This window comes from Veillonella sp. T14073-2 (assembly GCF_002959875.1).
Lineage (GTDB): Bacteria > Bacillota > Negativicutes > Veillonellales > Veillonellaceae > Veillonella > Veillonella infantium.
In genome coordinates this window covers 25,367-51,039 of sequence record NZ_PPDC01000002.1, presented here as the reverse complement: position 1 = coordinate 51,039, position 25,673 = coordinate 25,367, and the positions used below count along the sequence as shown (strand labels likewise).

The 25,673-nt window shown below is 34.2% G+C and carries 44 protein-coding genes and 3 pseudogenes; all 47 read left to right on the top strand.

All coding sequences use genetic code 11. The features are described 5' to 3' along the window. The first annotated feature begins 58 nt into the window (after nucleotides 1-58). The 47 genes and pseudogenes from VCHSUH04_RS01975 to VCHSUH04_RS01730 all read left to right on the top strand — a co-directional run bounded on the left by VCHSUH04_RS01975 (nucleotide 59) and on the right by VCHSUH04_RS01730 (nucleotide 25,596). On the top strand, nucleotides 59-574 hold the full coding sequence (locus VCHSUH04_RS01975) for an SMI1/KNR4 family protein (RefSeq protein ID WP_105085117.1): 516 nt from the start codon (nucleotides 59-61) through the stop codon (nucleotides 572-574). Nucleotides 575-644: 70 nt separating this feature from the next. Next, entirely contained in the window at nucleotides 645-1,064 is a 420-nt protein-coding gene (locus tag VCHSUH04_RS10245) for an RHS repeat-associated core domain-containing protein (RefSeq protein ID WP_199176421.1), read from the top strand. Between the two features lie 50 nt (nucleotides 1,065-1,114). Continuing rightward, the gene (locus VCHSUH04_RS01965) at nucleotides 1,115-1,330 is read left to right on the top strand and encodes a hypothetical protein (RefSeq protein WP_199176420.1); all 216 of its coding nucleotides are present in this window, start codon (nucleotides 1,115-1,117) and stop codon (nucleotides 1,328-1,330) included. Between the two features lie 90 nt (nucleotides 1,331-1,420). Further along, entirely contained in the window at nucleotides 1,421-1,777 is a 357-nt protein-coding gene (locus VCHSUH04_RS01960) for an RHS repeat domain-containing protein (RefSeq protein ID WP_255403451.1), read from the top strand. Nucleotides 1,778-1,831: 54 nt separating this feature from the next. Then, nucleotides 1,832-2,107, top strand: coding sequence for a hypothetical protein (locus VCHSUH04_RS01955; protein WP_105085115.1), 276 nt, complete (start codon nucleotides 1,832-1,834; stop codon nucleotides 2,105-2,107). A gap of 242 nt (nucleotides 2,108-2,349) precedes the next feature. Further along, nucleotides 2,350-2,457, top strand: a pseudogene (locus VCHSUH04_RS10415) (RHS repeat-associated core domain-containing protein); the annotation flags it as partial. A gap of 12 nt (nucleotides 2,458-2,469) precedes the next feature. Beyond that, nucleotides 2,470-2,763: pseudogene (locus tag VCHSUH04_RS10410) on the top strand (hypothetical protein); the annotation flags it as partial. Between the two features lie 51 nt (nucleotides 2,764-2,814). Beyond that, nucleotides 2,815-3,240 (top strand): hypothetical protein, encoded by a 426-nt coding sequence (locus VCHSUH04_RS01935; protein ID WP_105085113.1) that lies wholly within the window; start codon nucleotides 2,815-2,817, stop codon nucleotides 3,238-3,240. 297 nt (nucleotides 3,241-3,537) lie between these two features. Continuing rightward, nucleotides 3,538-3,891, top strand: a complete 354-nt coding sequence (locus VCHSUH04_RS10350; protein ID WP_304465994.1) for an RHS repeat-associated core domain-containing protein — start codon at nucleotides 3,538-3,540, stop codon at nucleotides 3,889-3,891. Nucleotides 3,892-4,056: 165 nt separating this feature from the next. Continuing rightward, entirely contained in the window at nucleotides 4,057-4,479 is a 423-nt protein-coding gene (locus VCHSUH04_RS01925; protein ID WP_146104561.1) for a hypothetical protein, read from the top strand. Between the two features lie 94 nt (nucleotides 4,480-4,573). Then, nucleotides 4,574-5,209: an Imm43 family immunity protein gene (locus tag VCHSUH04_RS01920; protein WP_105085110.1), complete on the top strand. Its 636-nt coding sequence runs from the start codon at nucleotides 4,574-4,576 to the stop codon at nucleotides 5,207-5,209. Nucleotides 5,210-5,244: 35 nt separating this feature from the next. Next, entirely contained in the window at nucleotides 5,245-5,646 is a 402-nt protein-coding gene (locus VCHSUH04_RS01915; protein ID WP_105085109.1) for an immunity 22 family protein, read from the top strand. Nucleotides 5,647-5,741: 95 nt separating this feature from the next. Continuing rightward, entirely contained in the window at nucleotides 5,742-5,936 is a 195-nt protein-coding gene (locus tag VCHSUH04_RS10405) for an RHS repeat-associated core domain-containing protein (protein WP_199176425.1), read from the top strand. Between the two features lie 179 nt (nucleotides 5,937-6,115). Continuing rightward, complete coding sequence (locus VCHSUH04_RS01905; protein WP_105085108.1) at nucleotides 6,116-6,544, top strand: SMI1/KNR4 family protein; 429 nt, start codon at nucleotides 6,116-6,118, stop codon at nucleotides 6,542-6,544. 382 nt (nucleotides 6,545-6,926) lie between these two features. After that, nucleotides 6,927-7,250, top strand: a complete 324-nt coding sequence (locus VCHSUH04_RS01895) for a DNA polymerase III (RefSeq protein ID WP_105085107.1) — start codon at nucleotides 6,927-6,929, stop codon at nucleotides 7,248-7,250. A 127-nt stretch (nucleotides 7,251-7,377) separates the two neighbouring features. Continuing rightward, nucleotides 7,378-7,917: a hypothetical protein gene (locus VCHSUH04_RS01890; protein WP_233188231.1), complete on the top strand. Its 540-nt coding sequence runs from the start codon at nucleotides 7,378-7,380 to the stop codon at nucleotides 7,915-7,917. A gap of 61 nt (nucleotides 7,918-7,978) precedes the next feature. Beyond that, nucleotides 7,979-8,203, top strand: a complete 225-nt coding sequence (locus tag VCHSUH04_RS10400; RefSeq protein ID WP_369819976.1) for an RHS domain-containing protein — start codon at nucleotides 7,979-7,981, stop codon at nucleotides 8,201-8,203. A 15-nt stretch (nucleotides 8,204-8,218) separates the two neighbouring features. Next, nucleotides 8,219-8,383, top strand: a pseudogene (locus VCHSUH04_RS10395) (RHS repeat domain-containing protein); the annotation flags it as partial. 20 nt (nucleotides 8,384-8,403) lie between these two features. Beyond that, complete coding sequence (locus VCHSUH04_RS01875; RefSeq protein ID WP_105085104.1) at nucleotides 8,404-9,216, top strand: hypothetical protein; 813 nt, start codon at nucleotides 8,404-8,406, stop codon at nucleotides 9,214-9,216. Between the two features lie 189 nt (nucleotides 9,217-9,405). Further along, nucleotides 9,406-9,585: an RHS repeat-associated core domain-containing protein gene (locus VCHSUH04_RS10390; protein WP_105085151.1), complete on the top strand. Its 180-nt coding sequence runs from the start codon at nucleotides 9,406-9,408 to the stop codon at nucleotides 9,583-9,585. A 15-nt stretch (nucleotides 9,586-9,600) separates the two neighbouring features. Next, complete coding sequence (locus VCHSUH04_RS10200; RefSeq protein WP_146104560.1) at nucleotides 9,601-9,780, top strand: hypothetical protein; 180 nt, start codon at nucleotides 9,601-9,603, stop codon at nucleotides 9,778-9,780. Between the two features lie 4 nt (nucleotides 9,781-9,784). After that, nucleotides 9,785-10,342 (top strand): DUF4303 domain-containing protein, encoded by a 558-nt coding sequence (locus tag VCHSUH04_RS01865; RefSeq protein WP_105085103.1) that lies wholly within the window; start codon nucleotides 9,785-9,787, stop codon nucleotides 10,340-10,342. A 226-nt stretch (nucleotides 10,343-10,568) separates the two neighbouring features. Further along, the gene (locus VCHSUH04_RS10385) at nucleotides 10,569-10,796 is read left to right on the top strand and encodes a hypothetical protein (protein ID WP_369819974.1); all 228 of its coding nucleotides are present in this window, start codon (nucleotides 10,569-10,571) and stop codon (nucleotides 10,794-10,796) included. Between the two features lie 53 nt (nucleotides 10,797-10,849). Next, on the top strand, nucleotides 10,850-11,302 hold the full coding sequence (locus VCHSUH04_RS01855) for a hypothetical protein (RefSeq protein ID WP_105085102.1): 453 nt from the start codon (nucleotides 10,850-10,852) through the stop codon (nucleotides 11,300-11,302). A gap of 89 nt (nucleotides 11,303-11,391) precedes the next feature. Then, a complete protein-coding gene (locus VCHSUH04_RS01850) occupies nucleotides 11,392-11,775 on the top strand; it encodes an RHS repeat-associated core domain-containing protein (protein WP_105085101.1) in 384 nt (127 codons plus the stop codon). A gap of 14 nt (nucleotides 11,776-11,789) precedes the next feature. Then, nucleotides 11,790-11,939 (top strand): glycohydrolase toxin TNT-related protein, encoded by a 150-nt coding sequence (locus VCHSUH04_RS10380; protein WP_105085100.1) that lies wholly within the window; start codon nucleotides 11,790-11,792, stop codon nucleotides 11,937-11,939. Nucleotides 11,940-11,981: 42 nt separating this feature from the next. Beyond that, nucleotides 11,982-12,221: a hypothetical protein gene (locus tag VCHSUH04_RS01840; RefSeq protein WP_105085099.1), complete on the top strand. Its 240-nt coding sequence runs from the start codon at nucleotides 11,982-11,984 to the stop codon at nucleotides 12,219-12,221. Nucleotides 12,222-12,546: 325 nt separating this feature from the next. Next, a complete protein-coding gene (locus VCHSUH04_RS01830) occupies nucleotides 12,547-13,194 on the top strand; it encodes an Imm43 family immunity protein (protein WP_105085098.1) in 648 nt (215 codons plus the stop codon). A gap of 16 nt (nucleotides 13,195-13,210) precedes the next feature. Further along, complete coding sequence (locus tag VCHSUH04_RS01825) at nucleotides 13,211-13,894, top strand: hypothetical protein (protein WP_105085097.1); 684 nt, start codon at nucleotides 13,211-13,213, stop codon at nucleotides 13,892-13,894. A gap of 179 nt (nucleotides 13,895-14,073) precedes the next feature. Continuing rightward, the gene (locus VCHSUH04_RS01820) at nucleotides 14,074-14,526 is read left to right on the top strand and encodes a hypothetical protein (protein WP_105085096.1); all 453 of its coding nucleotides are present in this window, start codon (nucleotides 14,074-14,076) and stop codon (nucleotides 14,524-14,526) included. Between the two features lie 57 nt (nucleotides 14,527-14,583). Further along, on the top strand, nucleotides 14,584-14,787 hold the full coding sequence (locus VCHSUH04_RS10375) for a colicin E3/pyocin S6 family cytotoxin (RefSeq protein ID WP_199176415.1): 204 nt from the start codon (nucleotides 14,584-14,586) through the stop codon (nucleotides 14,785-14,787). Continuing rightward, a complete protein-coding gene (gene imm45, locus VCHSUH04_RS01810) occupies nucleotides 14,784-15,119 on the top strand; it encodes an Imm45 family immunity protein (RefSeq protein ID WP_054746996.1) in 336 nt (111 codons plus the stop codon). Before VCHSUH04_RS10375 ends, imm45 begins: the two co-directional genes overlap by 4 nt. Before the next feature lie 212 nt (nucleotides 15,120-15,331). Next, entirely contained in the window at nucleotides 15,332-16,183 is an 852-nt protein-coding gene (locus VCHSUH04_RS01805; protein ID WP_105085094.1) for a hypothetical protein, read from the top strand. Nucleotides 16,184-16,569: 386 nt separating this feature from the next. Then, complete coding sequence (locus VCHSUH04_RS01800) at nucleotides 16,570-16,872, top strand: hypothetical protein (RefSeq protein ID WP_146104559.1); 303 nt, start codon at nucleotides 16,570-16,572, stop codon at nucleotides 16,870-16,872. 166 nt (nucleotides 16,873-17,038) lie between these two features. Continuing rightward, the gene (locus tag VCHSUH04_RS01795; RefSeq protein WP_199176414.1) at nucleotides 17,039-17,461 is read left to right on the top strand and encodes an RHS domain-containing protein; all 423 of its coding nucleotides are present in this window, start codon (nucleotides 17,039-17,041) and stop codon (nucleotides 17,459-17,461) included. 40 nt (nucleotides 17,462-17,501) lie between these two features. Then, a complete protein-coding gene (locus VCHSUH04_RS10370; protein ID WP_105085091.1) occupies nucleotides 17,502-17,897 on the top strand; it encodes a pentapeptide repeat-containing protein in 396 nt (131 codons plus the stop codon). A gap of 90 nt (nucleotides 17,898-17,987) precedes the next feature. Next, complete coding sequence (locus VCHSUH04_RS01785) at nucleotides 17,988-18,470, top strand: hypothetical protein (protein WP_105085090.1); 483 nt, start codon at nucleotides 17,988-17,990, stop codon at nucleotides 18,468-18,470. A 195-nt stretch (nucleotides 18,471-18,665) separates the two neighbouring features. Next, complete coding sequence (locus tag VCHSUH04_RS10295) at nucleotides 18,666-19,364, top strand: hypothetical protein (protein WP_105085089.1); 699 nt, start codon at nucleotides 18,666-18,668, stop codon at nucleotides 19,362-19,364. A gap of 206 nt (nucleotides 19,365-19,570) precedes the next feature. Beyond that, nucleotides 19,571-20,134 (top strand): DUF4303 domain-containing protein, encoded by a 564-nt coding sequence (locus tag VCHSUH04_RS01775; RefSeq protein ID WP_105085088.1) that lies wholly within the window; start codon nucleotides 19,571-19,573, stop codon nucleotides 20,132-20,134. 75 nt (nucleotides 20,135-20,209) lie between these two features. Then, entirely contained in the window at nucleotides 20,210-20,533 is a 324-nt protein-coding gene (locus tag VCHSUH04_RS01770) for a tetratricopeptide repeat protein (protein WP_105085087.1), read from the top strand. Nucleotides 20,534-20,666: 133 nt separating this feature from the next. Next, the gene (locus VCHSUH04_RS01765) at nucleotides 20,667-21,251 is read left to right on the top strand and encodes a hypothetical protein (protein ID WP_105085086.1); all 585 of its coding nucleotides are present in this window, start codon (nucleotides 20,667-20,669) and stop codon (nucleotides 21,249-21,251) included. A 323-nt stretch (nucleotides 21,252-21,574) separates the two neighbouring features. Next, nucleotides 21,575-21,775, top strand: coding sequence for an RHS domain-containing protein (locus VCHSUH04_RS10365; protein WP_105085085.1), 201 nt, complete (start codon nucleotides 21,575-21,577; stop codon nucleotides 21,773-21,775). 11 nt (nucleotides 21,776-21,786) lie between these two features. Then, nucleotides 21,787-22,251 (top strand): hypothetical protein, encoded by a 465-nt coding sequence (locus VCHSUH04_RS01750; RefSeq protein WP_199176413.1) that lies wholly within the window; start codon nucleotides 21,787-21,789, stop codon nucleotides 22,249-22,251. Nucleotides 22,252-22,343: 92 nt separating this feature from the next. After that, nucleotides 22,344-22,748, top strand: a complete 405-nt coding sequence (locus VCHSUH04_RS01745; RefSeq protein WP_105085083.1) for an RHS repeat-associated core domain-containing protein — start codon at nucleotides 22,344-22,346, stop codon at nucleotides 22,746-22,748. Between the two features lie 50 nt (nucleotides 22,749-22,798). Then, the gene (locus VCHSUH04_RS01740) at nucleotides 22,799-23,224 is read left to right on the top strand and encodes a hypothetical protein (RefSeq protein ID WP_105085082.1); all 426 of its coding nucleotides are present in this window, start codon (nucleotides 22,799-22,801) and stop codon (nucleotides 23,222-23,224) included. Nucleotides 23,225-23,682: 458 nt separating this feature from the next. Then, a complete protein-coding gene (locus VCHSUH04_RS01735) occupies nucleotides 23,683-24,210 on the top strand; it encodes an Imm21 family immunity protein (protein ID WP_105085081.1) in 528 nt (175 codons plus the stop codon). A 162-nt stretch (nucleotides 24,211-24,372) separates the two neighbouring features. After that, complete coding sequence (locus VCHSUH04_RS01730; RefSeq protein WP_105085080.1) at nucleotides 24,373-25,596, top strand: MFS transporter; 1,224 nt, start codon at nucleotides 24,373-24,375, stop codon at nucleotides 25,594-25,596. Nucleotides 25,597-25,673: the final 77 nt, after the last annotated feature.

The window sequence follows — 25,673 nt, the reverse complement described above, 5'->3', positions numbered from 1 at the left end:
CGGCGTCGGTCGACCGGTGAATCTGATACATGGTTTGAAATTTATGGAGGATACTTTTATGTTCAAATTAAAATTATTGCCTGAGGATTTTTTTAATCTATGTATTAAGCGTAAAGTAGAGATTAAAAAGTTAGATAAACTTCCCAAGCTAGATAATAACTATTTGTTATTTATTGCTAAGTATCAGGAAGTAGAGATAATACCTGATATTTCTCTTTTTAATTATGAAGAGGCTTTAAATGAAAATAGATATCTAGAGTGTAATTATCCCGAAATATCAAGGTGTTTTTGGAGTATTGGACAAGCAGGACAGGGAGATGGATGGTTTTTAAATAAAATAGATAATACCATTTTTCATTATAATCATGATGCTGGAGAGTATACCAGATCTGGATTTACAAATTTAGGGATAGATTTCTCACAATTTATCCAGTTGGCTTTGTTATACAGAGATTTAGAGCACCTATTAGATGAAGGAGAGACACTTACGGATAATATAAAAACTGAGTTTATATATTCAGTAAATAGTATAAGTAATAATTTGTTTGATGTTTATCCATTTAAGTATTTTTAATTGGACTATTCAATAAATTTATTACGCAAGTCGTAGTCCGCACAAAACCTTCAGTACTGATGTAGAGTATATGTGGTTCGGCAACTATACCGGCTGTGGTCGTCTGAAAGAGGAAACCAAGGTAACGGATAGCGCATACCAGCCCTTCCGCCTGCAAAACCAGTATGCCGACCATGAGACGGGGCTGCATTACAACTTCTTCAGGTATTATGAGCCGGATGCGGGTCGGTTTGTGAATCAGGACCCGATTGGGTTGCTGGGTGGAGAGAATCTGTGTGCGTTTGCGCTGGATATTCAAAGGTTAATCGATCCACTGGGATTATCTTCTGTTGGAGAATGTAATGATCCTTGTTCTAGACAGCCTAAAGCTAGGATGAGACATTATACTAATACTAAAGGAATAAACGGTATACGTGAAGCAAACAATATTGCCGCTAGTGATCAAAATTTAGTATTTGCTGTTACTAAAAAAGAAATGAAAAAGAAATGAAAAAATACACAAGAAAAAAATATATGAAAATTCTGAATAAGGAGGATATTATGGAAATTTATCTGTTAATGGATAAACTAAATGAAATTTTTCACGATCCAACTCGTTCAGAAGATATTAATGTCATTAAAAAATTTGGGGATACATATTATCCTACTATCCATAAGTTGTACTACAAAACTCTTTGGAATGCATTAACAATAGAACAAAGAAAAGAAATATTAGGAGAAGATTTTACTTATGAAAATTATGGTAAGTATGATTAATCTTAGCAAGTCGTAGCCCGTACGAAACCTCCAATCCTGACGTAGGGTATATGTGGCACGCATGCACGCGGTTTCGCCTAGCGAAACCCTATCAATGAAGACGGAGAAAGCCACCAACAAGCCCACTACTTCCACTGCGACCAAATCGGCATCCCGAGAGAGATGACCGACATCCACGGTAATCTTCTGTGGTACGGCGAATGCACTGCCTGGGGTCGTCTGAAAAAGGATGAGCGGGTTTACAAGAATGCGCACCAGCCGTTCAGATTGCAGAACCAGTACTTCAATGAAGAGACCGGACTGCATTACAACCTAATGCGCTATTACGATCCAGAGGCCGGGCGGTTTGTGAATCAGGAAAAGATTATGCTATGGATAAAGCAACAGGATGTTGTAAAGGACATGATGCTCCATAAGGAACAGGACATGAAAAGTACCCGCATATAAATATTAGACATCTGGATGGAAAAAAGTGCGTATTGATGTTATAGGAAAATAGATATGTTAAATTTAACTAATTTACAAACAAAAGGATATGATGAACTTATTGAAAATGATGGAGAAGTTGTTTATCAAGTGTTTGCTATTAAGAAAAGTAATGGAATTTATATTACATATTACTATACGGTACCCAAAAATAAATTGGATCAGGCTGAAGATTATGAGATAGAAGAATTCAATGAATTTAATGAATTTGAATTAGCTATAAAACATATTCAATCAAAAGGAGCAAATCTATCAAGATTTAATGTATTTAAAGGTAACAAGCCTCTTTAAGACCATTTTTAGACTGTAGGTTGGGTCAACGAGACTCAACAAAACGGTGCACGCTACCGCTTTGCCAATGACGTCCTCAACTGATTGATTGCAGAGAGCGGTTTCGACGACGAAGTCATCTCCGACATGTAATGCGATCAGCTTCATCGCGAAATCTACCGCACACAAGGTAAACTCACCAGCCGTTACAAACTCGATCTCCTAGGTCGTATGAAAAGGATGAGCGGGTTAACAAAAACGCGCATCAACCGTTCCGCCTGCAAAACCAGTATTGCGATGAAGAAACAGGGCTGCATTACAACTTTTTCAGGTATTACGAACCTGATATGGGTCGGTTTGTGAATCAATAACAAACGCTTCAGACCCATACAGAAAGAAAGTTCCTAGCAGATATTAAAGATATGGTACGGCTAGGAGATGCCATAAAGATAAAAGGAGAATTAAACCCGTGTAGACCTGGACGTCAACCAGATATTAGGGATTTTGTGGGAGAGAAAGGAGTAAATGCCGAATATCGTGCAACAAATACTGGGAAAACCTATAAATGGAAACGAATGCCAGATGGTAAGGTTCTACAAACAGAAAAAGCAGGAAGTAGGATAAAAGCTTTTATTTATAATCTGATTACTCGTAGACGAAAACCATCAAAATGTTGATTAATTTAAATTATTTTTTTCTAAATTTCAACCCTAGCGAGGATTTAATCCATGATTAAAAACTTAAAAATTAATGACGGTAAAGCTACTGCTTTAATATCTTTATCGCCTAGTGGTATGCAACCGTATGATATACCCATTTTTATTGATGATGAATCAGGAGACATACAAAGAGAAAGCCAAATTTATCCAATTCTTGATAGGGTAGATAGCTTTTTTAAACGAATAAACATTGATGATTTAATAAAAGACATCTTAATAGAGATTAATCAAGCTTGCTATGAGCAAAGTGATTATGAACCAACAGAATTCGATAATAAAGAATTAGCAAATGATTTAAAAATTGTCAATATTACAGCATATTTTGATGATTTAGTATTTATATACTATTCTGGTTCATTTCTTCCTGATATGGAAATATCTACTCAAATAACTTATGAAGGTGAATTAGAAAATTTGGAAGTATATGATAAATAGTAAGCTGTAGGCTGGAGTGAAATCTCCGATCCTGAGGTAGGGCATGTGCGGTACGCATGCACATGTTTGCTGTTTTTCAGACGACCTCTACCAAATCGCCATCAATATCACCGATCCCGCCGGTTACACCACAAGCTATGGCTACAACGCCCGATGGCTGCCCGAAACCATTACCGACACTTACAATACGATAGCTACGAACCCTTCGTACCGGTCCGCAATTGGACAACCGAAGACGGTGAAAGCCGCCAACAAACCCATTACTTCCACTGCGACCAAATCGGCATCCCGCGTGAGATGACCGATAAAGACAGCAACCTCTTGTGGTTCGGCAACTACACCGGTTGGGGACGTCTGAAAGAGGAAACCAAGGTAACGGATAGCGCATACCAACCCTTCCGCCTGCAAAACCAGTACGCCGACCGTGAGACGGGGCTGCACTATAACTTTTTCAGGTATTATAAGCCGGAATGTGGAAGATTTATCAACCAAGATCTGATTGGATTGGCTGGTGGTAGTAACCTCTATTGGGCTTTACAAAACAGTCAAATGTGGGCTGACCCATTAGGGTTAAGTTCTAAAAAATTGCCTGGAACATGTAATGATTCATGTGCAGGACAAAATCCTGCCGGTGAAGCGGCTGGCTGGTAAGGAAGTAAGGACTATCCAGGTGTGGATAATTGGAAAAATGTTGTCCTAGAAAAAGGGACAATATTGTTTACACTGTATCCACATGGGCCGGTAGGTATGGCTTCTGCCCCTGGGAATTTTAATAAGTACTGGCAACCTTCGATCTTTCAGGAGGTAAAATTACATATGAATCAAATTAAATTATTTATACAACAAAAAAACATTGTCATCAATAATCTCTCCTTAAACTTTAATGATATTAAAGACATTAAAGAAAAAACTAAATTAATAAATTTTAAAAATATACAAGAAGGTATTTATTTATTTCAAGAAAATATTTATTACCTTGGAGAAGAAGGAAAAATATTTATCGACATATACAAAAAGGAAATTGATATCTTATTTAATGACTATTTTTATTTAACTAAAAACATCTTAGAATCAAAAATTATTCAAAATTTTCTTAGTTTATATCCTCCTTTAAAATTATATTGTGTACTAAAAAGTGCTCCAGTACTCGAATTTAAAGGCCCTGAATTGGCATGGAATTCCCTTTTGTTCATCTATGACTCCAAACAGGCGTCAATAAGGCTGAATATTTCATTCTAAAATACTACAGTAAAATAATAAGAAGTATTTATGAAAAAACCATACGAAATACACTCAGATTTTTTTAAGAAAATGATTATCTTAGGAGGGTATTATGAAAAAGTTATTAGTATGGGGATATGCTCTGCAAAGCATGGATAAAGCAGAAAAAATGGGGTTGCCACGAGTAAGTAGTGGAGTCCTAGGTATATCAGAGGTATTCAACCCTAAAAAAACGCATCCTGATTTTGACTTTCCATGGAGTTGGTTCGTAAAGGGACAAGAAATTCCTTCAATGCCTGAAAAGGTTTATATCTGCTTAAAGAAAGCAAGAGGTGTTACTTTTGATTTTCTTCCATATAATGATTTCTTTATCATGTCAGCACGTTTTTTGGAATTTATAAAAAAATATGGGTTTGATCATGATTTTGGAATGAGTAAAGCAATTATTGTTAATACAAAAGGTGAGTTATTGACGAACGAAGTCTATTATTTAGTAAGAATAGTTGATTGGGAAATTGAGGATGAAATTGTTTACCCAGATTTAGCATTAGATGAAGATGATTTTTCACTGGAGGCATATACTAATTCAGATAAGGATATTTTATTGTCTTCCAATTATAATTATTCAAGAGCATTTATGGTGTCAGAAAATTTAAAAGAAAAAATATTGGAAAACTTTTCTTTGCCTTTTCTTTATTCTTTGGAAGAGTGGAAGGAATTAAATAATTCAGACTTTTATTGGGATTAATAAGATATATAACATTTTGAATTATGAGGTATTATATGATTGAAACAACTAAAGATATGATTTCTGTGTGGATGGGGACATCTTTTAAAACACCTGATGAGTTTAATGAATATACAGATGGAATGGAGGACTCAGATTCTCATTGTCCAGCTTTTGCAGATTTTGGAGTTTCATTTATTGATTCTGATTATTTTGTGGCATTCCAGACAGATAATGGAGAAATTGTGCCAGTTGAAGTGTTAGCAGAAGAAGTTGGGGTACACTCCAATAAAGTTATAAAAGATATTGTGAAAGTAGCAAAAGAGAAAGGAATAAATGAAGGTAATTCTTTATATTACTATTCTAATGCAACATTTTATGAGGAAAATCCAGGTAAACTTTACAATGATCTGAAGTTTATAGGAACCTTTAAAGACCCAAGAAAAAAATATCGCTAGTGATAGTGAAACATTAGTTAGGATAACGACCGTCTGAAAGTTGTTTTGCAGATGGCCTTAAACAATTAGATTAACGGCAATCTGATGGTTGCACCATCGACTACGCCTACGACCCGTTCGGACGGCGCCTTTCCAAAGAACGCCAAAAACGGCAAAACCAGTATTATGATGAAGAGACCGGGCTGCATTACAACTTCTTCAGGTATTATGAGCCTGATGCAGGGCGGTTTGTGAATCAGGACCCGATTGAGTTATGGGGTGGGGATAATCTTTATTGGTTTCGGGCCTAATGCGGCCATGTGGTTTGCCCCTTAGGGATTGGCAAAACGATCTAAAAAAGGGGAAATAGCAGTGTCAGAAGTGATTTTGGAAATTGGCGTAGAGAATATTGGAAATATAGAGCCAGAAAAGAGTTAAGACGTAGAGGCCTAAAAGTAGGTAAGTCTTGTTAGTTTAATAAGGAATATTTATGTTAAATAAATTTGTTTTAGAGCAGTTAATTGCTTTCTTTCAAAAAAATCCAGTGGCTCAAGGTAAGCCAACAACTGATGATGAGGTCCTCAATATAGAGAAAGCACTTAATATAAAGTTAGATGACGATTTTAAAGGATTTACAATGAGATTTGGAGGGTGTGTCGTTAGGGATACTCAAATATATGGAATACATAATTCCGAATTTCTTGGGGAAGATACAATTATTGATTTGAATAAAGAATTTTCCGATTATCTTAAAGATGGTCAAAGTAATTTAATAATTGGTACCGATGGCTGGGGAAATCCTATTTATATTTCCCCATCTAAAACGGTAATGATTTACAATCATGATACTGATGAATTGCTAACTTTAGCTGCTAATTTTTCAGATTATTTAGAGAAAATTCTTAAAAAACAAATTTAGCAAACTGTTTAAACTCGAACCATTTCAGACGGTCTCAATACCTCTTTGAGCTCGTCTGAAAGACAAAGAAGTTTCAGGTAACCTCAAAGAGGAAACTGGATTTGTCTGGGACGGCAGTCAGTTGTTGCAAGAAGTCCACTCGGACGACAGGTATACCTATATCTATACCGACCCGGATTCCTACGACCCCTTGGAGCAGGTACGCAACTGGATCAACGAAGACGGAGAAGGCGTCCAACAAATCCACTACTTTCACTGCGACCAAATCGGCATCCTAAGATTTGACCGATAAAGACGGCATCCTCTTGTGGTTCGGCAACTATAAATCTTAGTTCATATTGACGGAATATCCGAAATTATTCGATTACCTTAGGAGATTATCATGGATATGACATTATTTAATTTTAAGACATTTTGGGAGGCAAACTCTGATGAAGACTATCGTGAAGATATTATCAGAATGTCTATTGCACTTATGACGTTTCTCAAAAACAATAACTTACTTGTTGATATTGAACCCTTTAATGAGGATGGCTCTATCAAAGAAGATTTGATTATCCGAAAATCCAATGTAACTGATGAAGGATTCCAACTATTTGTTAAACCAGTAAATAATTGGTGGAATGCTTTGGATAGGGGAACTCCGCCCGAGAAAGTTACTATTTTGGAGAATGGATTGAAAAAAATTCGTGCTGCGAAAAAGTAATTTTATATTTTCAGACGACCTCAATATCTCTTTTGAGGCCGTCTGAAATATTTGTTCTTTAAATAAACATTTTAAAAATATACTTGTACTGCACCAATTTCTAAAAGTAATAGTAAGAAAGGAAAAAATGATGACTCTTTATCAAATATACTCTGCTGTTGATAATGAAGAAGCATATGTGGACTTAAAACAGGATGATAGAAAAATTGTAGAATTTATTAATTACAATAAAGGTAATTATACAGATGAAGCAGTTTTTATAGCTCAGAGTGGATATACCTCCAAAAATATTTCTAATACAGATTTTATTCAAACAATTCCTAAGATGTTATTGTTCTCTGAAACTTTCATTAATAAATTGGCTGATAAATTAAAAGATGAATTAGATTTTTTTCCGGCTAAACTTAGAATCAAGAATGATGAATTTAAATTTTTCCTTGGAAAAATTAAATTAACTGCTGAATTGGTAAATATGGAAAAATCAAATTTTTATGAAATAGATGGAGAGAAGTTTATTGATTATCCACCTGTACTCTTTGAAAAAATATCTGGCTTCGAGTTTTGTGCAAAAGATATAAATGATGATTTAATTTGGGCTTTTTCTGATAAATTCAAAGAATTAGTTGTGAGTAATAATTTGAAGATGGAATTTCTACCTCTAGCATGAAATATTCTGTAAGTAATTTATAGCAAACCGTATCCCGTACGAAACCTCCAATCCAGACGTAGTGTGTGTGCGGTACGTACGCGGTTTCGCCTATCAAAACCATATCAACGAAGACGGAGAAAACCGACAACAATCTCACTACTTCCACACCGACCAAATCGGCATTCCGAAAGAGATGACCGACATCCACGGCAATCTGTTATGGTACGGAGAATATACCACATGGGGGCGTCTGAAAAAGAACGAGCGGGTTTACAATGATGCGCATCAACCGTTTAGACTGTAAAACCAGTATTATGATGAAGAAACCGGACTGCACTACAACCTGATGCGCTATTACGAGCCTGAAGCGGGTCGGTTTATGAATCAGGATCCGATTGGATTGATGGGTGGGGAAATTTTATATCAGTTTGCATTGAACATACAAAGATGGAACGACCCTAAAGGCTTGGCATTCGAAAGATAGGTGTAACAGGAAAAAATAATATGATAAATGATAGAATTTCAAGTTTTGACGCTTTTTTAGAATGTAAAGATCTATCAATCAATGACTTATTGGAGAAAATACTACATTCTAATTCTATTATTCAATATGAAGCAGCAAAAAGACTACAATTTTTTCAGTATAAAGAGATAATTGATATAATCAGAAATATTCTCTTAACAAGTCGATATAGTAAACATAGAGAAATTGCAAATTTTATCTTGGGACAAATGCAAGAAGAACTTAGCACCACGGAATTGAAAGAAATTTTCTCTATATTAATTTATTCTATTCAAAATGACAAAAGTATTAAAGTGAAATCATCTGCAATATCTTCTTTAGGACATCTATTCAAAAAATATAATCTAGGAGAAGAAGAGTTTCGCACTATAGAAAATAATATTAGTTCTATTTGGAATATAAATAGATATTCTATAATTATTTCTATTGCATTTAGTTCTACATATTTCCCAAAAAGAAATTATATAAAAGAATATCTTATAAAAAATTTAAATAGCAAGCATCACAAAATTATTTCATGGGTATTGTATGGATTAAAAGGAAAACATTATAAATCAGAATCAATTGAAAATTTACTAATAGATAAACTAAGCCAATTTAATGAAAAATCTTATATTTACAATGAAATTATTGCATTTTTAATTTCAATTAGTTCTAAAAAAGTTATCCCTTATATTGAAAAGACACTATTCACTCAAAGTAAAATCGATGATGAAATTTATACTGAACTTAAAAATAATTTATCGGATGAATATGCGGAATTAAGAAAAAAATTATTAGAAGAATTTAAATAGTTTCTTGACGTACGCCTCATCTGCAAACCTGCTTTCGTCTTCAAAGCCAGTAAAACCAACCGCACTACTCACGATAAACATCAATGAATCCCCCATTCTCTAAAGATAATAGAGATTTCTTATTTTGCCATGGATGGAATACATAATGGAATAATTAAAACTATTAACAAAGTTAGCAAAAACTGAAAAATCATATCCGGAATTGCTTACAAATCCTTCCGCCTGCAAAACCAGTACACTGACCGTGAGACGGGGCTGCATTACAACTTCTTCAGGTATTATAAGCCTGATGCGGGTCGGTTTGTAAATCAGGACCCGATTGGGCTTTCGGGCGGAGCCAATCTGTATCAGTTTGCGCCTAATGTGTAGGCTTGGGTTGATGTTTTGAGACTTGCTAAAAAAAGTCCTTTAGGTGATGGTAATCTTGGTAGTACTAGAGCAAACTCACAACAGCTTGGTAGAAATATGGAATTGGAAGGTCGGTCAGTTATGTCAGGCCAGGCTGCAGGTCACATAGTAGCATCTGGTGGTAAAGTAAATCGGTGGGAACACTTAAGGAGGTAGCAGGATGAATTATTCTGATGATATATTTGAAAAGTTAGTTGCTACAATCGAAGAGGCAACAAGTCAGGCGGCTATAGATTTGTTCAATTCGACAAATGAAACTTTTTACTTCTTTGTGTTAAGTACCACAGGTGAGGCACTGGCTCCTTTTGTGAGTGCTTGGTCATATGAAGCATTAAAAAAACAAAGCATTGCTCAAAATTGGGATGCTTACGATATTGCAGATTTTAAATGGTCTTCGATAGATAGTCCTTACTTAGAGTTTGGTTCACAATATTTCCATCAAGTAAATCAAGCTTTCTTAGATCGTATTGATATTCACTCATTAAAAACAGAAGTGGAATATGAAAAAGAATTCAATTTCCGGATTAATGTGATGGAGGAAGCACTTCATCGGTGTGATATGAAGGGAATATTCTCCTTAAATCAAGCTCGTTCAGAAATAATGATTAATGTTGAAGTATTACCACCCGATTATACAAATACTATTCGTGCGAAAAAATTAAATCCTATCGAATCAATCCAATTTTGGTTAAAAGAAGCTGCTGAAACTGTGGAATAATTAACTTTTCTTGATAGTAAGCAAGCCGTAGCCTACACAAAATTTCTAATCCTAACGTAGGGTGTGGGCGGAGGGGACAATTTTTACAAGTTCGCTGTAAATGCTCAAGGTTGGATTGATCCCCATTGGACCTTTCTCGTAATAGGTTGGCTACAGTAGGAAAAACACCATCAAAAGTAAGTCCTACAGGTAGGGCTGTAATGCAGCGCCTGTTAGATCTACCCATATGGGACATGTAGGAGAAGATGTTGTGAATTACTGGAGTAGAAGGGGAAAATTTTTTGGTCAAAAATCGCCTGAAGTCAGGTCATGGATGAGAGATTTAAATAACTATAGGCTTGAAAAAGGTGCGGGAAAAGGTGGAAACTGTTCTCGTGGCGCACAAAATCGAAGTAGATACGATATGACTGATCCAATCGGACCTAGACAGAAATCTAATTATGGTCATGATTGACATATAAAATCTACATTTGACATTGTTTCATTTTTATTGAGGAGTTGTATGATATGAATTTAGATGCAGTTAATCCAGAATTAGAATCAAAGATTAATGATTTAGTCTGTGAGACTTATAATAAAGCTTTTTTAGAACAAGAAAAGTTATTAAAAGAAGCATTTGAGCTAATACCCAAGCCAGTAACTCAATGGGCTCATCCAACGACAATGGTTACGATTGCTTTGTTTGAGTTGTATTATAAAAATCAAAAATATGAACAGGCTAAGGAATGGCTGAGTATTGCTTTAAGTGTTGCTGACTTAGGAACCACTAATGCAGGGACGTATCTGTTAGCTGGTATTTTTTATTATGACCTTGAAAAATATGATGAAGCTTATAAATATTTTGATATTGCTTATAATGATGCTGGATATTATCCATTTAGTATTGAGGACAAAAAATATTGGCAGTTTTATAAGCAGCGTAAAGACGAATTAAATCCTAAGAAAAAAACTAAAAAGTAAGATTCGATATTTTCAGACGACCTCTACAAAATCGCCATCAATATCACCAACTCCGCCGGTTACACCACCAGCTACGGCTACAACGCCCGATGGCTGCCCGAAACCATTACCGACACTTACAATACGACAGCTACGACCCCTTGGCGCAGGTACGCAACTGGACCAACGAAGACGGCGAAAATCGCCAACAACCCTACTACTTTCACTGCAACCAAATCGGTATCCCGAGAGAGATGATCGATAAGGATGGCAACCGCTTATGGTTCGGCAACTACACCGACTGGGGTCATCTGAAAAAGGATGCGCAGGTTTACAAGAACGTGCACCAGCCGTTCAGACTGCAAAACCAATATGTCGACCGTGAGACGAGGCTGCATTACAACTTCTTCAGCTATTATAAGCCTGATGCGGATTGGTTTGTTAATCAGGACCCTATTGGGCTTTCAGGCGGAGACAATCTGTATCTCCAGTAGGAATACCATACCCTATGAGAGCCTTACCTCCTGGTTCTAATCGAAAGTCTTATACTATATATAGGGTTCTGAAACCAATTGATAATGTAGCTGCAAGTAAAATTATGCCGTTGTTCGGAGTGATTGGATTAGGGACACAGTATGAATTACCAAAATCTGTTTAATCATATTGAATCTGGGCATCTGGAAGAGGTGAAAATAGGAAAATGTTAAGAATTAATGAATTGAATTCATATCTTAAAAATAAAGGAGTACCAGAAGATAGTTACTCAATCAATGAAGTAAATGATGAATCATTATGTATTGTTGAAGAAAATAAAAAATGGCATATATTCTATTCTGAAAGAGGATTGAGAACCGAAGAATATTGTTGCCACGATGAACATTTGGCAATTCTATATTTTATAAATCGCTTATCAAAAATGTTAAAATTTTCTTTTGAATGAAAAAAAGCAAACTGTAGCCTGTATGAAACCTTCAGTCCCGACGTAGGGTGTGTGTGGTACGCACGAGATTTCTATTTTTCAGACGACCTCTACCAAATCACCTCCCCGATGATGGCTACGGCGATTTTACCGCCGTTTACGGACGGGACGGTAAAAAGCTGCACGGTTTCGCCTACCGCAACCACGTCATGGTCGATTACAGGCACAAGCGCGACAGCGTGTACAAGATTTACAAGAAAGTTTGAAAAAACGGTTGAGTAAGTCCATATCTGTTGGAGGATGTTCATCTACCAACTCACCCAAACGATTAGATTAGGAGGAAATTATGAAGAAATTAATGGTGTGGGGATATAGCGCACAAAGTTTAGATGAGTTAGCGAAAAGAAAAGTGCCTAAGGTTTCCTTAGGGGAAGTAGGGATATCAGAGGAATTCAACCCTAAAAAAACGCATCCTGATTTTGACTTTCCATGGAGTTGGTTCGTAAAGGGACAAGAAATTCCTCCAATGCCTGAAAAGGTTTATGTCTGCTTAAAGAAAGCAAGAGGTGTTACTTTTGATTTTCTACCTTATGGCTACAACTTCTTTATCATGTCAGCGCGTTTTTTGGAATTTATTAAAAAATATGGATTTAATTATAATTTTGGTATGAGCGAAGCGATTATTGTCAATACAAAAGGTGAGCTATTGACAAATGAAGTCTATTATTTGGTAAGAATAGTTAGCTGGGAAATTGAGGATGAAATTGTTTACCCGGATTTAGGAAGAGATGAAAAAGGTTTTTCGCTGGAGGCATATACTAATTCGGATAAGGATATTTTGCTGTCTTCCAAATATAAGTATATGGAAGCATTTATGGTGTCAGAAAATTTAAAAGAAAAAATATTAGAAATGTTCTCCTTACCTTTTCTTTATACTTTGAAGGAATGGAAGGAGCAAAATGATTATGAAATTATTGGATTTGATAAATTATAATAAAAAGGAAACTTAAATGTCAAAATTACTTTTTACTTCTTCTAAAACGCCACATAGTATTGGTTATATTGGAGGAGGAGCTGAACATATTCCGTTAGAATTATGGCCTAAAGTTCCAAATTCTGATACCTATCAAACGCATCTATTTACTCTTTATTCTGACTTTTTACCTGACAATGTATTCCCTCGTAGAAATTATTATATCTCTGTTTTTATTTCCATAGAGGCGCATGCACTAGGAGGGGTGAAAGACTCTATTTCATCTAAATATACTGTTAATTGTCAGGATGATTTAATTTTACTAAATGATGGTTTTAGTTGCGCTGTCCTTTATGAAAGGGAAGAAGCTATCAACAAGCAAGATTTAGGAAATATTTCTTTGGAAAGAAAATTTTTCGAAAGGCTTGATGAAATTGATAAAGAAGCTGATGCAAAATACAATGAAGATGAACATTTATTCTTTGAAGATAATGGAATGGGATTGGATGTATCCAAAATTTTTGGCAATCCTTATTTTGAACAAGATATAATATATCCTTCTCCTAAGTTTAATTTTTGCTTGCAATTATTAGAAGAAGATATAGATAAAAAGTTACATATTTTTCAGAATGGTATTGGTTATTTTTATTATGACCAAAATGTTAAGAAAAAACTTCTATCTGGAAGTCAAGCAGGTATTTTCTTTATTCAAAACACTTAATATCATGGAGCTAAATCTCAGACAGTACGGAAATGGATGCTTGATTCTAATAATTATCGATTAGAATATGGACCAGGAAATTGTTCCCGTGGGGCAAAGAGCAAAGAACGTTATAAGAAACTCCGTAAACCTAAAAACGGTAAGCTACCTAAAGGTTGTTAATCTAAGAAGGATAAATTATGTATTTAGATCTAGTAAATTATGAATTAAACAAAAAAATCAATGATTTTGTATGTAACTCAAATGATGCTACTACGCCGGAGGAAAGCATTGATATTCTCAATCAAGCATGGGAACTTTTACCCAAACCAGCCACTCAATTCGTTGAGCCTACTTCGGCAATCGCCTGTGGTATTTCAGAAAATTATAAAAAATTAGGTGATTATCAAAAAGCCCTTGAGTGGATGTTAATTGCACTTGAGGCACGAAAAGATGAACCTGCAGCAGGTGTGTTTATATGGACAGGAATCGTTTATTACGAATTGGGTGATATGGAAAATGCCTATAAATATTTTGACCTAACTTATAATGAGCTACGTTACACACCTTTCTCTATGGAAGACAAAAAATATTGGCAATTTTATAAGCAACGTAAAGAAGAATTAAATTCTAAGAAAAAAACCAAAAAGTAAGATTCGATATTTTCAGACGATCTTTTTTGTACCGTACTTAACCGCCGCTACGCCTACTTGGACAAGAGCAAAAATATTGAAAGATTAAATCCAAAGAGGACAATATATACTGATGGTACAAACTTTTATTCTTTAGATACACAACATGGAAGGTTTGAAAAACTAAATAAGAAGGGTAAACACATGGGTGAAGTTGATATGTGTTTAAATGAAAAAGGTAAACAAGATTCTAGTAGTGAACACGATATAAGGATTAAATGATGCAGAAATTAGTAAATTATCATAGTAATTTGACGCATGGTACCGTTTTTAGATTTCCAGGTTCATATCCACATGAAAAATATGTTGATCTGATATTAGTTGAATTTCCAGATAGTGATAGAAAATTTGGTCTTGTTGTATCTACTGGTCATAAAGCGGGATTGATTTTAATTAAACTTCCAAAGGAAGCTGAATCAAATAACTTTGCTGGAATAGATAGACAATGGGTAATAGATAACTGGAATAAATGGATATATGAGACTTGTAATGTTGATGATGTCTATGTAATTCAAAACTACCCAATTCCTGTTATTGATTACAGCAAGCCGTAGCCCGGAGAAAACCTTCAGTCCTGACGTAGGATATGTGCGGTACGCACGCACGCGGTTTCTATTTTTCAGACGACCTCACTATTTTCTTTGAGGTCGTCTGAAACATTTGTTCTTTAACAATCTCATTAGCAATGGCATTCTATCTAGAGGTCGTTTTTCCTGATGGCTGAGAAGCTAATTGACATAGACAAATACAGGAAAGGATATATATTATGTTGAAAATATTAAATAATTCTTTGGATGGAATTGTATTGGGTCAAAAAAAGGCTGACTTTGATGATGTTATTTTAAATAATCCTAATTATTCATTAGAGTTTGATAAAAAACACAAGATACAATCTGATTCAGAATTGATTACTGTATCTTCCTTGAGGAATTGTGATGAATTTTGCTTAAATGGAAAAGTTATTAACTTTTCAAATCTTGAAAAATTTTTAGAAGAGGAGGATCCTCTAATAGAAGTTTCGGATGAAGAAAATTATTTTTATATTTTTCCAAAATATAATTTAGTTTTATATGTTGACTATAAGGATAATTTGTTTCTGCAGATATTAATTTACGATGAGAGTATAAGAGCTTTATATGATAGTAAAGGTAAAAAGTACTCAGACTTTCAAAAAAGTAAACTTAAAAACCCAACTTTAAATCATGATAAATTAATATTTATTCCTTATAAGAGCATAGGCGATTTTGAATTAAATTGTTCTCTATCAGATGTTATAAGAAAATATGACATGTCAAATAATGTTATCCCGAAGGTAAAACATATTATAGAGATAAACAATTTTGTACTAAGGTTTGATAATGAAAAGTTAACTGAGGTTACAATTTTCAATGATAAGAAAGTAGAGTTTGCAATATACTATAATGAAATGGATATATCATCAAAAAAAGGGCTTACTGAGTTATTAAGTCAATATGATGTTATTGAGAGAACGAAATCTAAATATCTTTTCAAAGAATTAGGTCTAGTTGTAGAAAAAGATCTGTCCGAATTTCGGTTTTTTGAACAATCATTATTAAAATTTTGGGTAAATTTGCATAGACCTATTACTAGCTGGTAATCACAAGTAAGCCATAGTAAACTTAACAAAATTAGATCCCAAAACAGGTAAACCTATACAAATTAGAAGCTATGATGCAAAAGGGAACCCCGTAAAAGACACCGACTTTGATCATAACCATGGTTTTGGAGACCTTCATGCACGTGACTGGAAATATCCATCAGATAAAGCACCAAATAAAGTCCGAGGAGAAGGACGAGTATTAACAAAAATGGAAAAATTCAACTTAAAATTTGGCAAATGCGCACAAGTATTCCCTGGATTAAGTAGCTTAACAACCAGATTTATAAGTGGAGTAAGTCTTTTGTTATTGCCTAATTCAATTAGCCAATGTCAAGATTTAGATTTTCCATGAAAAATCTAGATAAATGTGGGGCAAAAAAGAAATGAATATACATGACAAGGAAATTGTTGGTTTTTTATATAAGAAAAATGATCAATTACTCGTATTACTTTCATCCGATGAAAATAATATCTTTTTTAATTCAGTAATTTTTTTTCATTTTAACAACGTTTCGGACCAAAATATTATTTTTGATATACATGAATGGGGAAAAGAAGATATTCCAAATGAAATTATTAAACTTTTTCCTTGTATAAATCCCTTTATAGAAGATAAAGAAATATATAATTTTCATTATATAAATTCATCTGTTGGACTAGAGGGTATTGTTATCACTAAAAAATAACATTTCTGCGCAAAATATCGTTATGCTGAGATACTACTGACGTCTAAAGAAAACTTGACCTAAGATAACCGGCTATCAGAAAAACGACTTAGAAGCTTCCAATGACAGCAGCTATTACTACGGCTACTTCGATGACCTGACCCACTGGGAACTAGCCAACGGAAAAGTGCAGAACTACTTCTACGACCTGCATGACCAACTGGTTAAAGCGGAATTCTTTAAAAAAGATGGTTCGAAAGAAACTTGGGTGTACAGCTACAATGCTTTGGGCCGAAGGATAGGCAAAGGCCATCTGAAAAACGAAGAAGTTTCAGACGGCCTCGAAGAAGAAACCAGATTTGTTTGGGACGGCAGGTATACCTATTTCTACACCAATCCCGACAGTTACGAACCTTTGGCGCAGGTACGCAACTGGACAACCGAAGAAGGCGAAAGTAGCCAACAAACCCACTACTTCCACTGCGACCAAATCGACATCCCACGCGAGATTGCCGATAAGGACGGCAATCTGGTTTGGTTTGGGGATTATTATAATTGGGGCAAACTGAAGAGCGAAACCAACGTAACGGGTGTCCAAGAATACCTTTGAAAGATATACAACCAGACCCTATAGATTGGTGGTAATAATAATGATATCAAATGACATTCAAGAATTACTTAAAAATATTACAAAGTCTCTAATTAAAATCGAAACAAAAGAGTTAGATGCTTTAATTTCTAGACAGTTAACCCATATAGATAATATTGATTTTCACAGATACGAAATATCCCATAGGAAAATTGAAAGTCTCAAATTTTCTTTCTGTTCATTTCGTGGTGCTTTCATAAGCTATAGTTCCTTTACTAATTGTAATTTTATTAATTGTTCTTTTATTACGGCAATAGTTTGTAATACAAAATTTACTAATTGTACATTTATTAATTGTGTATTCAGATCAACGCATATACAAGATAATTTAATATCTAACTGCTCTTTTCAAAATTGTCATATAGAAGATAATATATTTTCTACAAATAAAACATAATTTATGACAATGTTGAATAAGGCATTCGGGCCGCCTTTTAGGTGGAAAAATTCCCATGTCTTATTGAATTACAGAAAGAAACTTTAAAAAATGGCAAGAAAAAAACAGAAATGGCAGGTAGGCGATTATTTTGGCATTCCCATAGAAGATGATTTTTTAGCTGTTGGACAGATTCTTGGAAGATATGATTGGATAGGTGTAGCCTGCTTAATTACCAAAATGAAAATTTCCTCAAAAAACCTTCCTTTATATGAAGATATAAAAATAGATAAAAACGATGTTATTGCTGCTATGTTTATTACTGAAGAATCGTTAGATAAAGGATTCTGGCCAATTATTCAACAAGGTATAGTAAATAAAAATATACTGAAACAATATTTTCCTAATATTGATTTAATTGAACAAGGAAATATTATTGGTATTAATACCGAAGGTTCAGCTATTATTGATGATTTTATTAAAGCTTATTTTAGTCTAGCACCTTGGGATGACTGGCATGACCCCGAATACCTTGATAAACTTCTTATCTCTCCCGACAAAAAACCTGAAAATCTCATCTATAAGAACAAATGATCTATTCCAACTCAAAGCTTATCCTGAAAGTAAAATGCTTCGTACCATTTGAACACAAAATACTAGCCGTTCCAATTGCAGAACCAATATGTCGACCGTGAGACGTGGCTGCATTATTGAAGGTAAAGCTGCATTTGGGTTGCCTGGTGGACAAACACAAAAATATATTAATGACTTAAAAAGGTTAATAAGACAATGAATCAGGAGCAATTTATAAAAAAGACTAATATAGTTTTAGTCGAAATTGATAAAATGATTAATAATTGTGATGAATATAGTTATACAAATAAACAGCAGTTGATTTCTATAAAAAATGAACTATATGACATGATTAATTATTTAAATTCAGAAAGTATTTTTCAACAAAAAAAAGGAAAAGAATTTTTATTGTCTCGGGTAGTAATTGATTCTTGGCCATTTAATAATGAAGTTGGTAAACTCCTTGTAGAATTAGAAGAAGATTTCGATTCTTTGACAAGAGAAAATATAAAAATGTCTAAGTTAAAAATTTTGAATGAAACTCCTTTAGACTTTCAAGAAAAAAATTTTTTTGACAAATGGGAAGTCAGTTACCTTGATTTGATGGAAGTTAATCAAGGTTCTCCCCTAGTTGGAAATCTGTCTATTAACGGTCAAGTTATTATTAAAGAACAGGGGTTTGGAGGGCCTTTGTTGTATTTCAATAAAAAAATATATATCCCAGTTTTCATTAGACGATTTTGCGTTGTTGGATTTAGGCTTGCAATATTAAATTTAGATGATTTATCTATTGAGTATATTGGTGGTATCGAAGACTTGGTTTATCTGAAAGAGATAAAAGATAATAGAATTTATTTCTATACAGATCTATATAAAAGCACAGAAAAGAACTTATCTTTATATGAACAAATATAATTCAAGGATATGCTGTAAACAGCATAACCAAAGGACTTCTATGTTAATTAAAAAATAGGAAATTGAGTATAACAAAGCTCAAACAGATAGATATATGAGTAAGCAATTAACTAGAATTGGTGGTAAGGTTTTTGGAAAATACGAATCACGTAGTAAATGTGCATAGAAACTGATTGATAATAAAAACTTATAAAAGGAACAATAAAATGAGTATTTTAAGTAATTATATAATTCAAGATTTAATCCAGAATGTATCTAAAGGAGTTACAGAGACATTTAAATTTGTATTAGAAAGATATAATTCTAATGAAGTTTTTGCCTATACATTATATATTGATGACTATTGTTCATATCTGGGTTGGGCTGCTAACACTATTTCTCACTACGAAATAGAAAAAGTAAACTACCCAAAAGAAGACCAGCCTTTTATTAAATGGTATTACTCTCAATTTGCAATAGGACTTGGAGAGGTTCCTGAGAAAATAGATAGTATATTCAATAATGAGATTCAAAATATTCTTAATGATGCAAATACATTAATATCAGAAGATAATTTTGAGCAATATCAGGCAGAAGTATATGATTCAATTATAGAAGGTTTTAAAAAAGCGATAGCAAGCGTAGATAAGGAAAAAACAAAAAATGTAATATTTTTTGTTTCTATTGCAGATAGTGATTATGCTGAAATTATGGAAAATTATTCTGCTGAGCAATTGAATTCATATGATAAATTTCTTACGTTCAAAAATAGATTTCAAAGCAAGCCATAGCCCGTATGAAACCTCCAATCCCGACGTAATAACCCCTTTAATATCATGTAAACAACATCCGGAAAGAAATTTAAAATGACTAACTTTATATCAACAGGTAATACTTATTGGATTCCAGATGAAGAAATTCAAATTTTCGAAAAGAACGCCACTAATGGAGATAAAAACTCAGCATTCAAATTATATCAATACCATATGTTTGTATCTTTAGATCAAGATTCGGAATTTAAATGGCTAGAGATAGCGGCAAAAAATGGACATCCAATTGCCCAATCCAATTTAGCCGATTTATTTTTCACACAAGGCAATAAAGAAAAAGCCATATTTTGGGCTAAAAAGGCATATAGAAATGGTGCCAAACTACCAGACGAATTAAAAATATTGATAAATATAAATTAATTAATAAGGTTTAGCGGATTATCATTACAAACCCAAAACTTCTGGAGGAGGATTAAGAAAAGAAGCCAAGAAATTTCTTAGAAAATTGAAAAAATCAGGTAAGAAATGCCCTTAAATTTTTAGGAGAATTTAAATGGAAAAAAATGGATGCGTTAATTTTAACTTTTTAGATAGCAAACCCAATATAAATAATATATTAGTTGGGCTAGATTTAGACTATTCAAATAAAGTGATAGCGCCGGATGGTCATGAGTTAGCATTGGTTGCTTTCATACCAATTGAAAATCTATTAACTATTGCACCTCAATTTAAAACAGATTTTCAGGATATGGAATATAAAGATAAAGTAATTTACGTTTTTTCTTATTATGATAAAGAAGATTATTTTCTTGACTACATTACTGAAATTGACGATGCTATTCAAGGATACACGAAAGTTATCATCGGAGATAAAAATCAGTTCAAGTTTAACCTAGATAAATTTTATCCAATTAATCCTATTGAGAATTTAGATGAAATGAGTTTTCTAGGAGGACAACCTGAATATTTACAGCAAGAGAGTGATGATTTTCTAGAAAAATATATTTTCATAGGTCAAATCTTAGGAATGGATCTACCTGAAGAAGTAAATGAAATTTTTTATCTAACTGAGAACATCGGATATATTTTTATAAATCGAGATCTATCTGATGGATTATTCTTCGTACAAACGACTTAAACAAAACTAAAAGGGATTAAATTATGAATGAAAGTATTGAGACAGTATTAAATAGTTTTCTGATCTCCAACATTCAATCCGAACAACGAGAAAATCATTGAAATAGAAGAAAAAGGTAGCTCTATAACTGTAAAAAGTGATGTGCTTTACGCTGGAATGGAAGCGCAAAGACTTTATAAATTTAAAAAACAGGCAGGTCTCTGGAAATTAGATAATGTAAAAGAATTTGATAGTTATGATGGGAAATGGCATTCTATACATATCTAAATTAAAGTAATTAGCAAACTGTAGCGAGCATGAACCCTCCAATCCTGACGTAGGGCATGTGCGGTACGCACGAACCTCTGGCACAGGTATACAAGCGGGTCAACGAAGCCGGAGAAAGCGACCAACAAACCCACTACTTCCACTGCGACCAAATCGGCATCCCAAGAGAGATGACCGATAAAGAAGGCAACCTCTTGTGGTTTAGCGAATACACCGCATGGAAAAATCACTATAAATGTAAAAGTTATCTAACATAATGGAGATAAATATGCCCTTCCTGAAAATTTCCTATAGAGATTATCCTAAAGAAGGATTGTTCAAAAAACTTTATCGAGAAAACATCTATAAAATAGAGGAATTTAAAGAGGAATTTAAGTATTACGAATATACCCCAATAGAGAAAATTATTATTGATGAACATAATTTAGTACCATTCATCTTTTTTACACCAGAAGGAATAAATTATTTAATGCCTATAATTTTTGATGCCATCAGCAATGGCATTAGAAATGATGATATTCCAGTAAATATAGAAGAATTTATTATAAATATACCTACCGCAGAAAACATCACTCATGCTTTAAATCTCTTAAAAAAAGATGAGCTTATAATTCTTAAAAAGTATTTAGAAAAAATATTATTTGGGGACTCATCAAATTTGATACAGCAAATAGGTGAACATTATTTATTCAGAAGTATTGAATATCTCGAAAAGTTAATAAATAATTCCTAACTCTACTTATTATTTTGTCAATCGAATACATAAGCCAAGGTTTCTAGAAAAGTAGCTGTAGCCCGTAGAAATCTCCAGTCCTGACGTAGGGCATGTGCGGTACGCACGAACGCGGTTTCCACTTTTCAGGCGGCCTTGAAGAAGAAATAGGGCTGCATTACAACTTTTTCAGATCTTATAAGCCTGATGCGGGTCGGTTTGTGAATCAGTATCCGATTGGGTTGTTTGGTGGGGAGAATCTGTATTCGTTTGCATCTAATATACAGACTTGGGTTGACCCGTTGGGACTAGCACATTCCGTGTTTGGGGAGCTTATTAGGGATTCTGTGGGAGATAAAGGAGTAAAAGCTGAATATCGTGCAACAAATACTGGGAAAACCTATAAATGGAAACGAATGCCAGATGGTAAGGTTCTACAAACAGAAAAAGCAGGAAGTAAGATAAAAGCTTTTATTTATAATTTGATTACTCGTAGACGAAAATCGTCAAAATGTTGATTAATTTAAATTATTTTTTCTAAATTTCAACCCTAGAAAGGATTTAATCAATGATTAAAAATTTAAAAATTAATGACGGTAAAGCTACTGCTTTAATATCTTTATCTCCTAGTGGTATGCAACCGTATGATATACCTATTTTTATTGATGATGAATCAGGAGATATACAAAGAGAAAGCCAAATTTATTCAATTCTTGATAGGGTAGAGAACTTTTCTAAACGAATAAACATTGATGATTTAATAAGAGACATTTCAATAGAGATTAATCAAGCTTGTTATGAGCAAAGTGATTATGAACCAGCGGAATTCGATAATAAAGAATTAGCAGATGATTTAAAAATTGTCAATATTACAGCATATTTTGATGAATTAGTATTTATATACTATTCTGGTTCATTTCTTCCGGATATGGAAATATCTGCTCAAATAACTTATGAAGGTGAATTAGAAAATTTGGAAATATATGATAAATAGCAAGCAGTAGCCCGCATGAAACCTCCAGTTCTGACGTAGGGTATGTGGAGTACGCACGCACACGGTTTCTGTTTTTTAGACGACTTCTACCCAATCGCCTCCTCTGATGGCGGTGCACGGCTGTTGTTTGCCGAAGTCGATTCTGGCTAGGGCAATCTGACCGCCATTTACGGACGAGACGGAAAAAACTGCGCGGTTTCGCCTACCGCACAGCATAACTTGTTGCGTTATTACGATTCTGATGCAGGTTGGTTTGTTAATCAAGATCCGATTGGGTTGTTGGGTGGGGAGAATCATTCCTGCTAGAGAACCTGAAAGGAATTTCACTCAAGAAGAAGCAGCAAACTTTGAACCTCCAAGTGTATGTTGATTGCTGTCTTTTAATATCAACTATAATTTTTTCTTGAAGTAACTTTAGTTAGCTAAAATTTAAATTTTTAATACATAAAGGTTTTGCAATGAATTTTTTTAAAACACATAATATTGACACTTATGGTGGTCCATTAGTCATGTTACCAAAATCAGATGCCAATATATGGCAGGGCTGTGTAGATTTAAAACCAGAAGAGCATTATTCTTTAGCTTGCTCTCAGCATAACTATTTATCTGTTTTAGCTGTAGAAGGTGTGCAAACTATTATTTTAGGAGACGAACCTTTACCAACTTTTGCAGTACACAAAATAGATGCTAGTGAGATTTTTATATTCAGAACTTATTGGATTAATGATGAATCACACATTGACACTCATATAAAAAATATAGTGGATGGTCATCATAAATATCAACCATTAGAAGAAACATCAATTTTCATTAATGATGTTGAATGGGTTATATTTGATAGTGCTTTCACTTTTAAAGATAAAGAAGATAGTATAGAAGTAAAATTTACTCATAAAAATTGCTTGTATAAAATCCAAACGTATTTGTACGAAGTATCCGATATTTCTTTTTTAATTCATTCATTTAAATACTATAACGGACTGTAGCCTAAAAAATTCATTTTATAGATAAGGTGTAGTGCTGATTGTATGTAGAGGGCTTGTTTATCAGTTTATATAATAAATAATATCAGTTTTATATAGCCAATCTGTGCTCGCTATGATATGCTAGCCTTATGTTTATTTGGTTTTCTGTAGAAAGGAGCTCGTATGAATCGACTTAGTTTCTCACGAACTCAAATTTTAATTCTTGTCAGTGTATGGCTAACATTTTTGATTAGCTTTGTTATGCGCTTATCTTGGGCATCTTTGATGCCTATCGTTAACGAGGCATTGAATTTTACGCCTCAAATGGGGACGGCTTATTTATCTGCCTTTTATATGGGCTATGCTATCATGGTTCTACCAGGTGGTATCTTAGCGGATCGCATAGGTTATCGTTACACTATTTTGGTGAGTTTGCTTGCCATGGCAGTTATTACGGCATTGATGAGTACCATAGATAATTACACCTATGGTTGGGTATTACGATTCTTATTAGGTATCGTATCTGGTCCTGTACAAGCATCTTGTTTAAGTGCTATTGGGGATTACTTTGGTCCTAATCAACGTGGTGCTGCAGTTGGTATCTTTATGTCCTGTACATCCCTTGGATTGACCACTGTAAACCTATACGCACCATATGTGGCAACTAATTATGGATGGCAAAATGCATTTCTTTTAACAGCGGTATTACCAATCCTTGTTTTCATTCTTAGCTACTTTACGGTTCGTAAGCCAAGTGCTGATATCTTAGCTCAACGAGAAGCAGAGGTGAGTGCTGCATCTGCTCATATAGGGGAAAAGACTTCTTTAAAGGAAAACTTGTTACATGTTTTGAAGAATCGCAACATTTGTTGCCTTGCCTTTGCAGGCTTCTTTGCTACCGGTGCTACTTGGGCGGTGGCGCAATGGTCAAACTTGTACATGGTTAAACAGCTCGGCGTTAATGCCATCTATGCAGGTCATGTAATGTCTGCCTTTGGTTTAGCCGCGCTTATTGCGAAACCGACTATCGGTATTTTGTCCGATATATTACCGATTAAGAAGAACCATTTGGTGGCGCTTGTTATGTTCTTATTTGCACCAGCATTGATCCTCTTTGCGAGCACCACAAATCCAGATATGCTCTTTATAACAGGTCCAATTCTTGGTATTGGTGCTTTCATGCATAGTGCTTTAACAAATGCTCTCGTAATTCAATCTGCAGCACCTCATTTACGTGGTACAACAGCAGGATTTGTAAACTTGTTTAACCAAATCGGTGTTATGTTGGCACCTATGATTTTGGGCAGCATGTTAACTGCTACAGGTAGCTATCAATCTGCATTGATGACTCTTGCCATCGCTCCTGTTATCGGTGCCATCGCATTGTTCTTTGTACGTCTTAAATAATGTGAAAGCATCATACAATAGGTTTATCTGATTGTATAGAAACAAAATATGAAATAAAAGAGACTGAACAGTTCTCC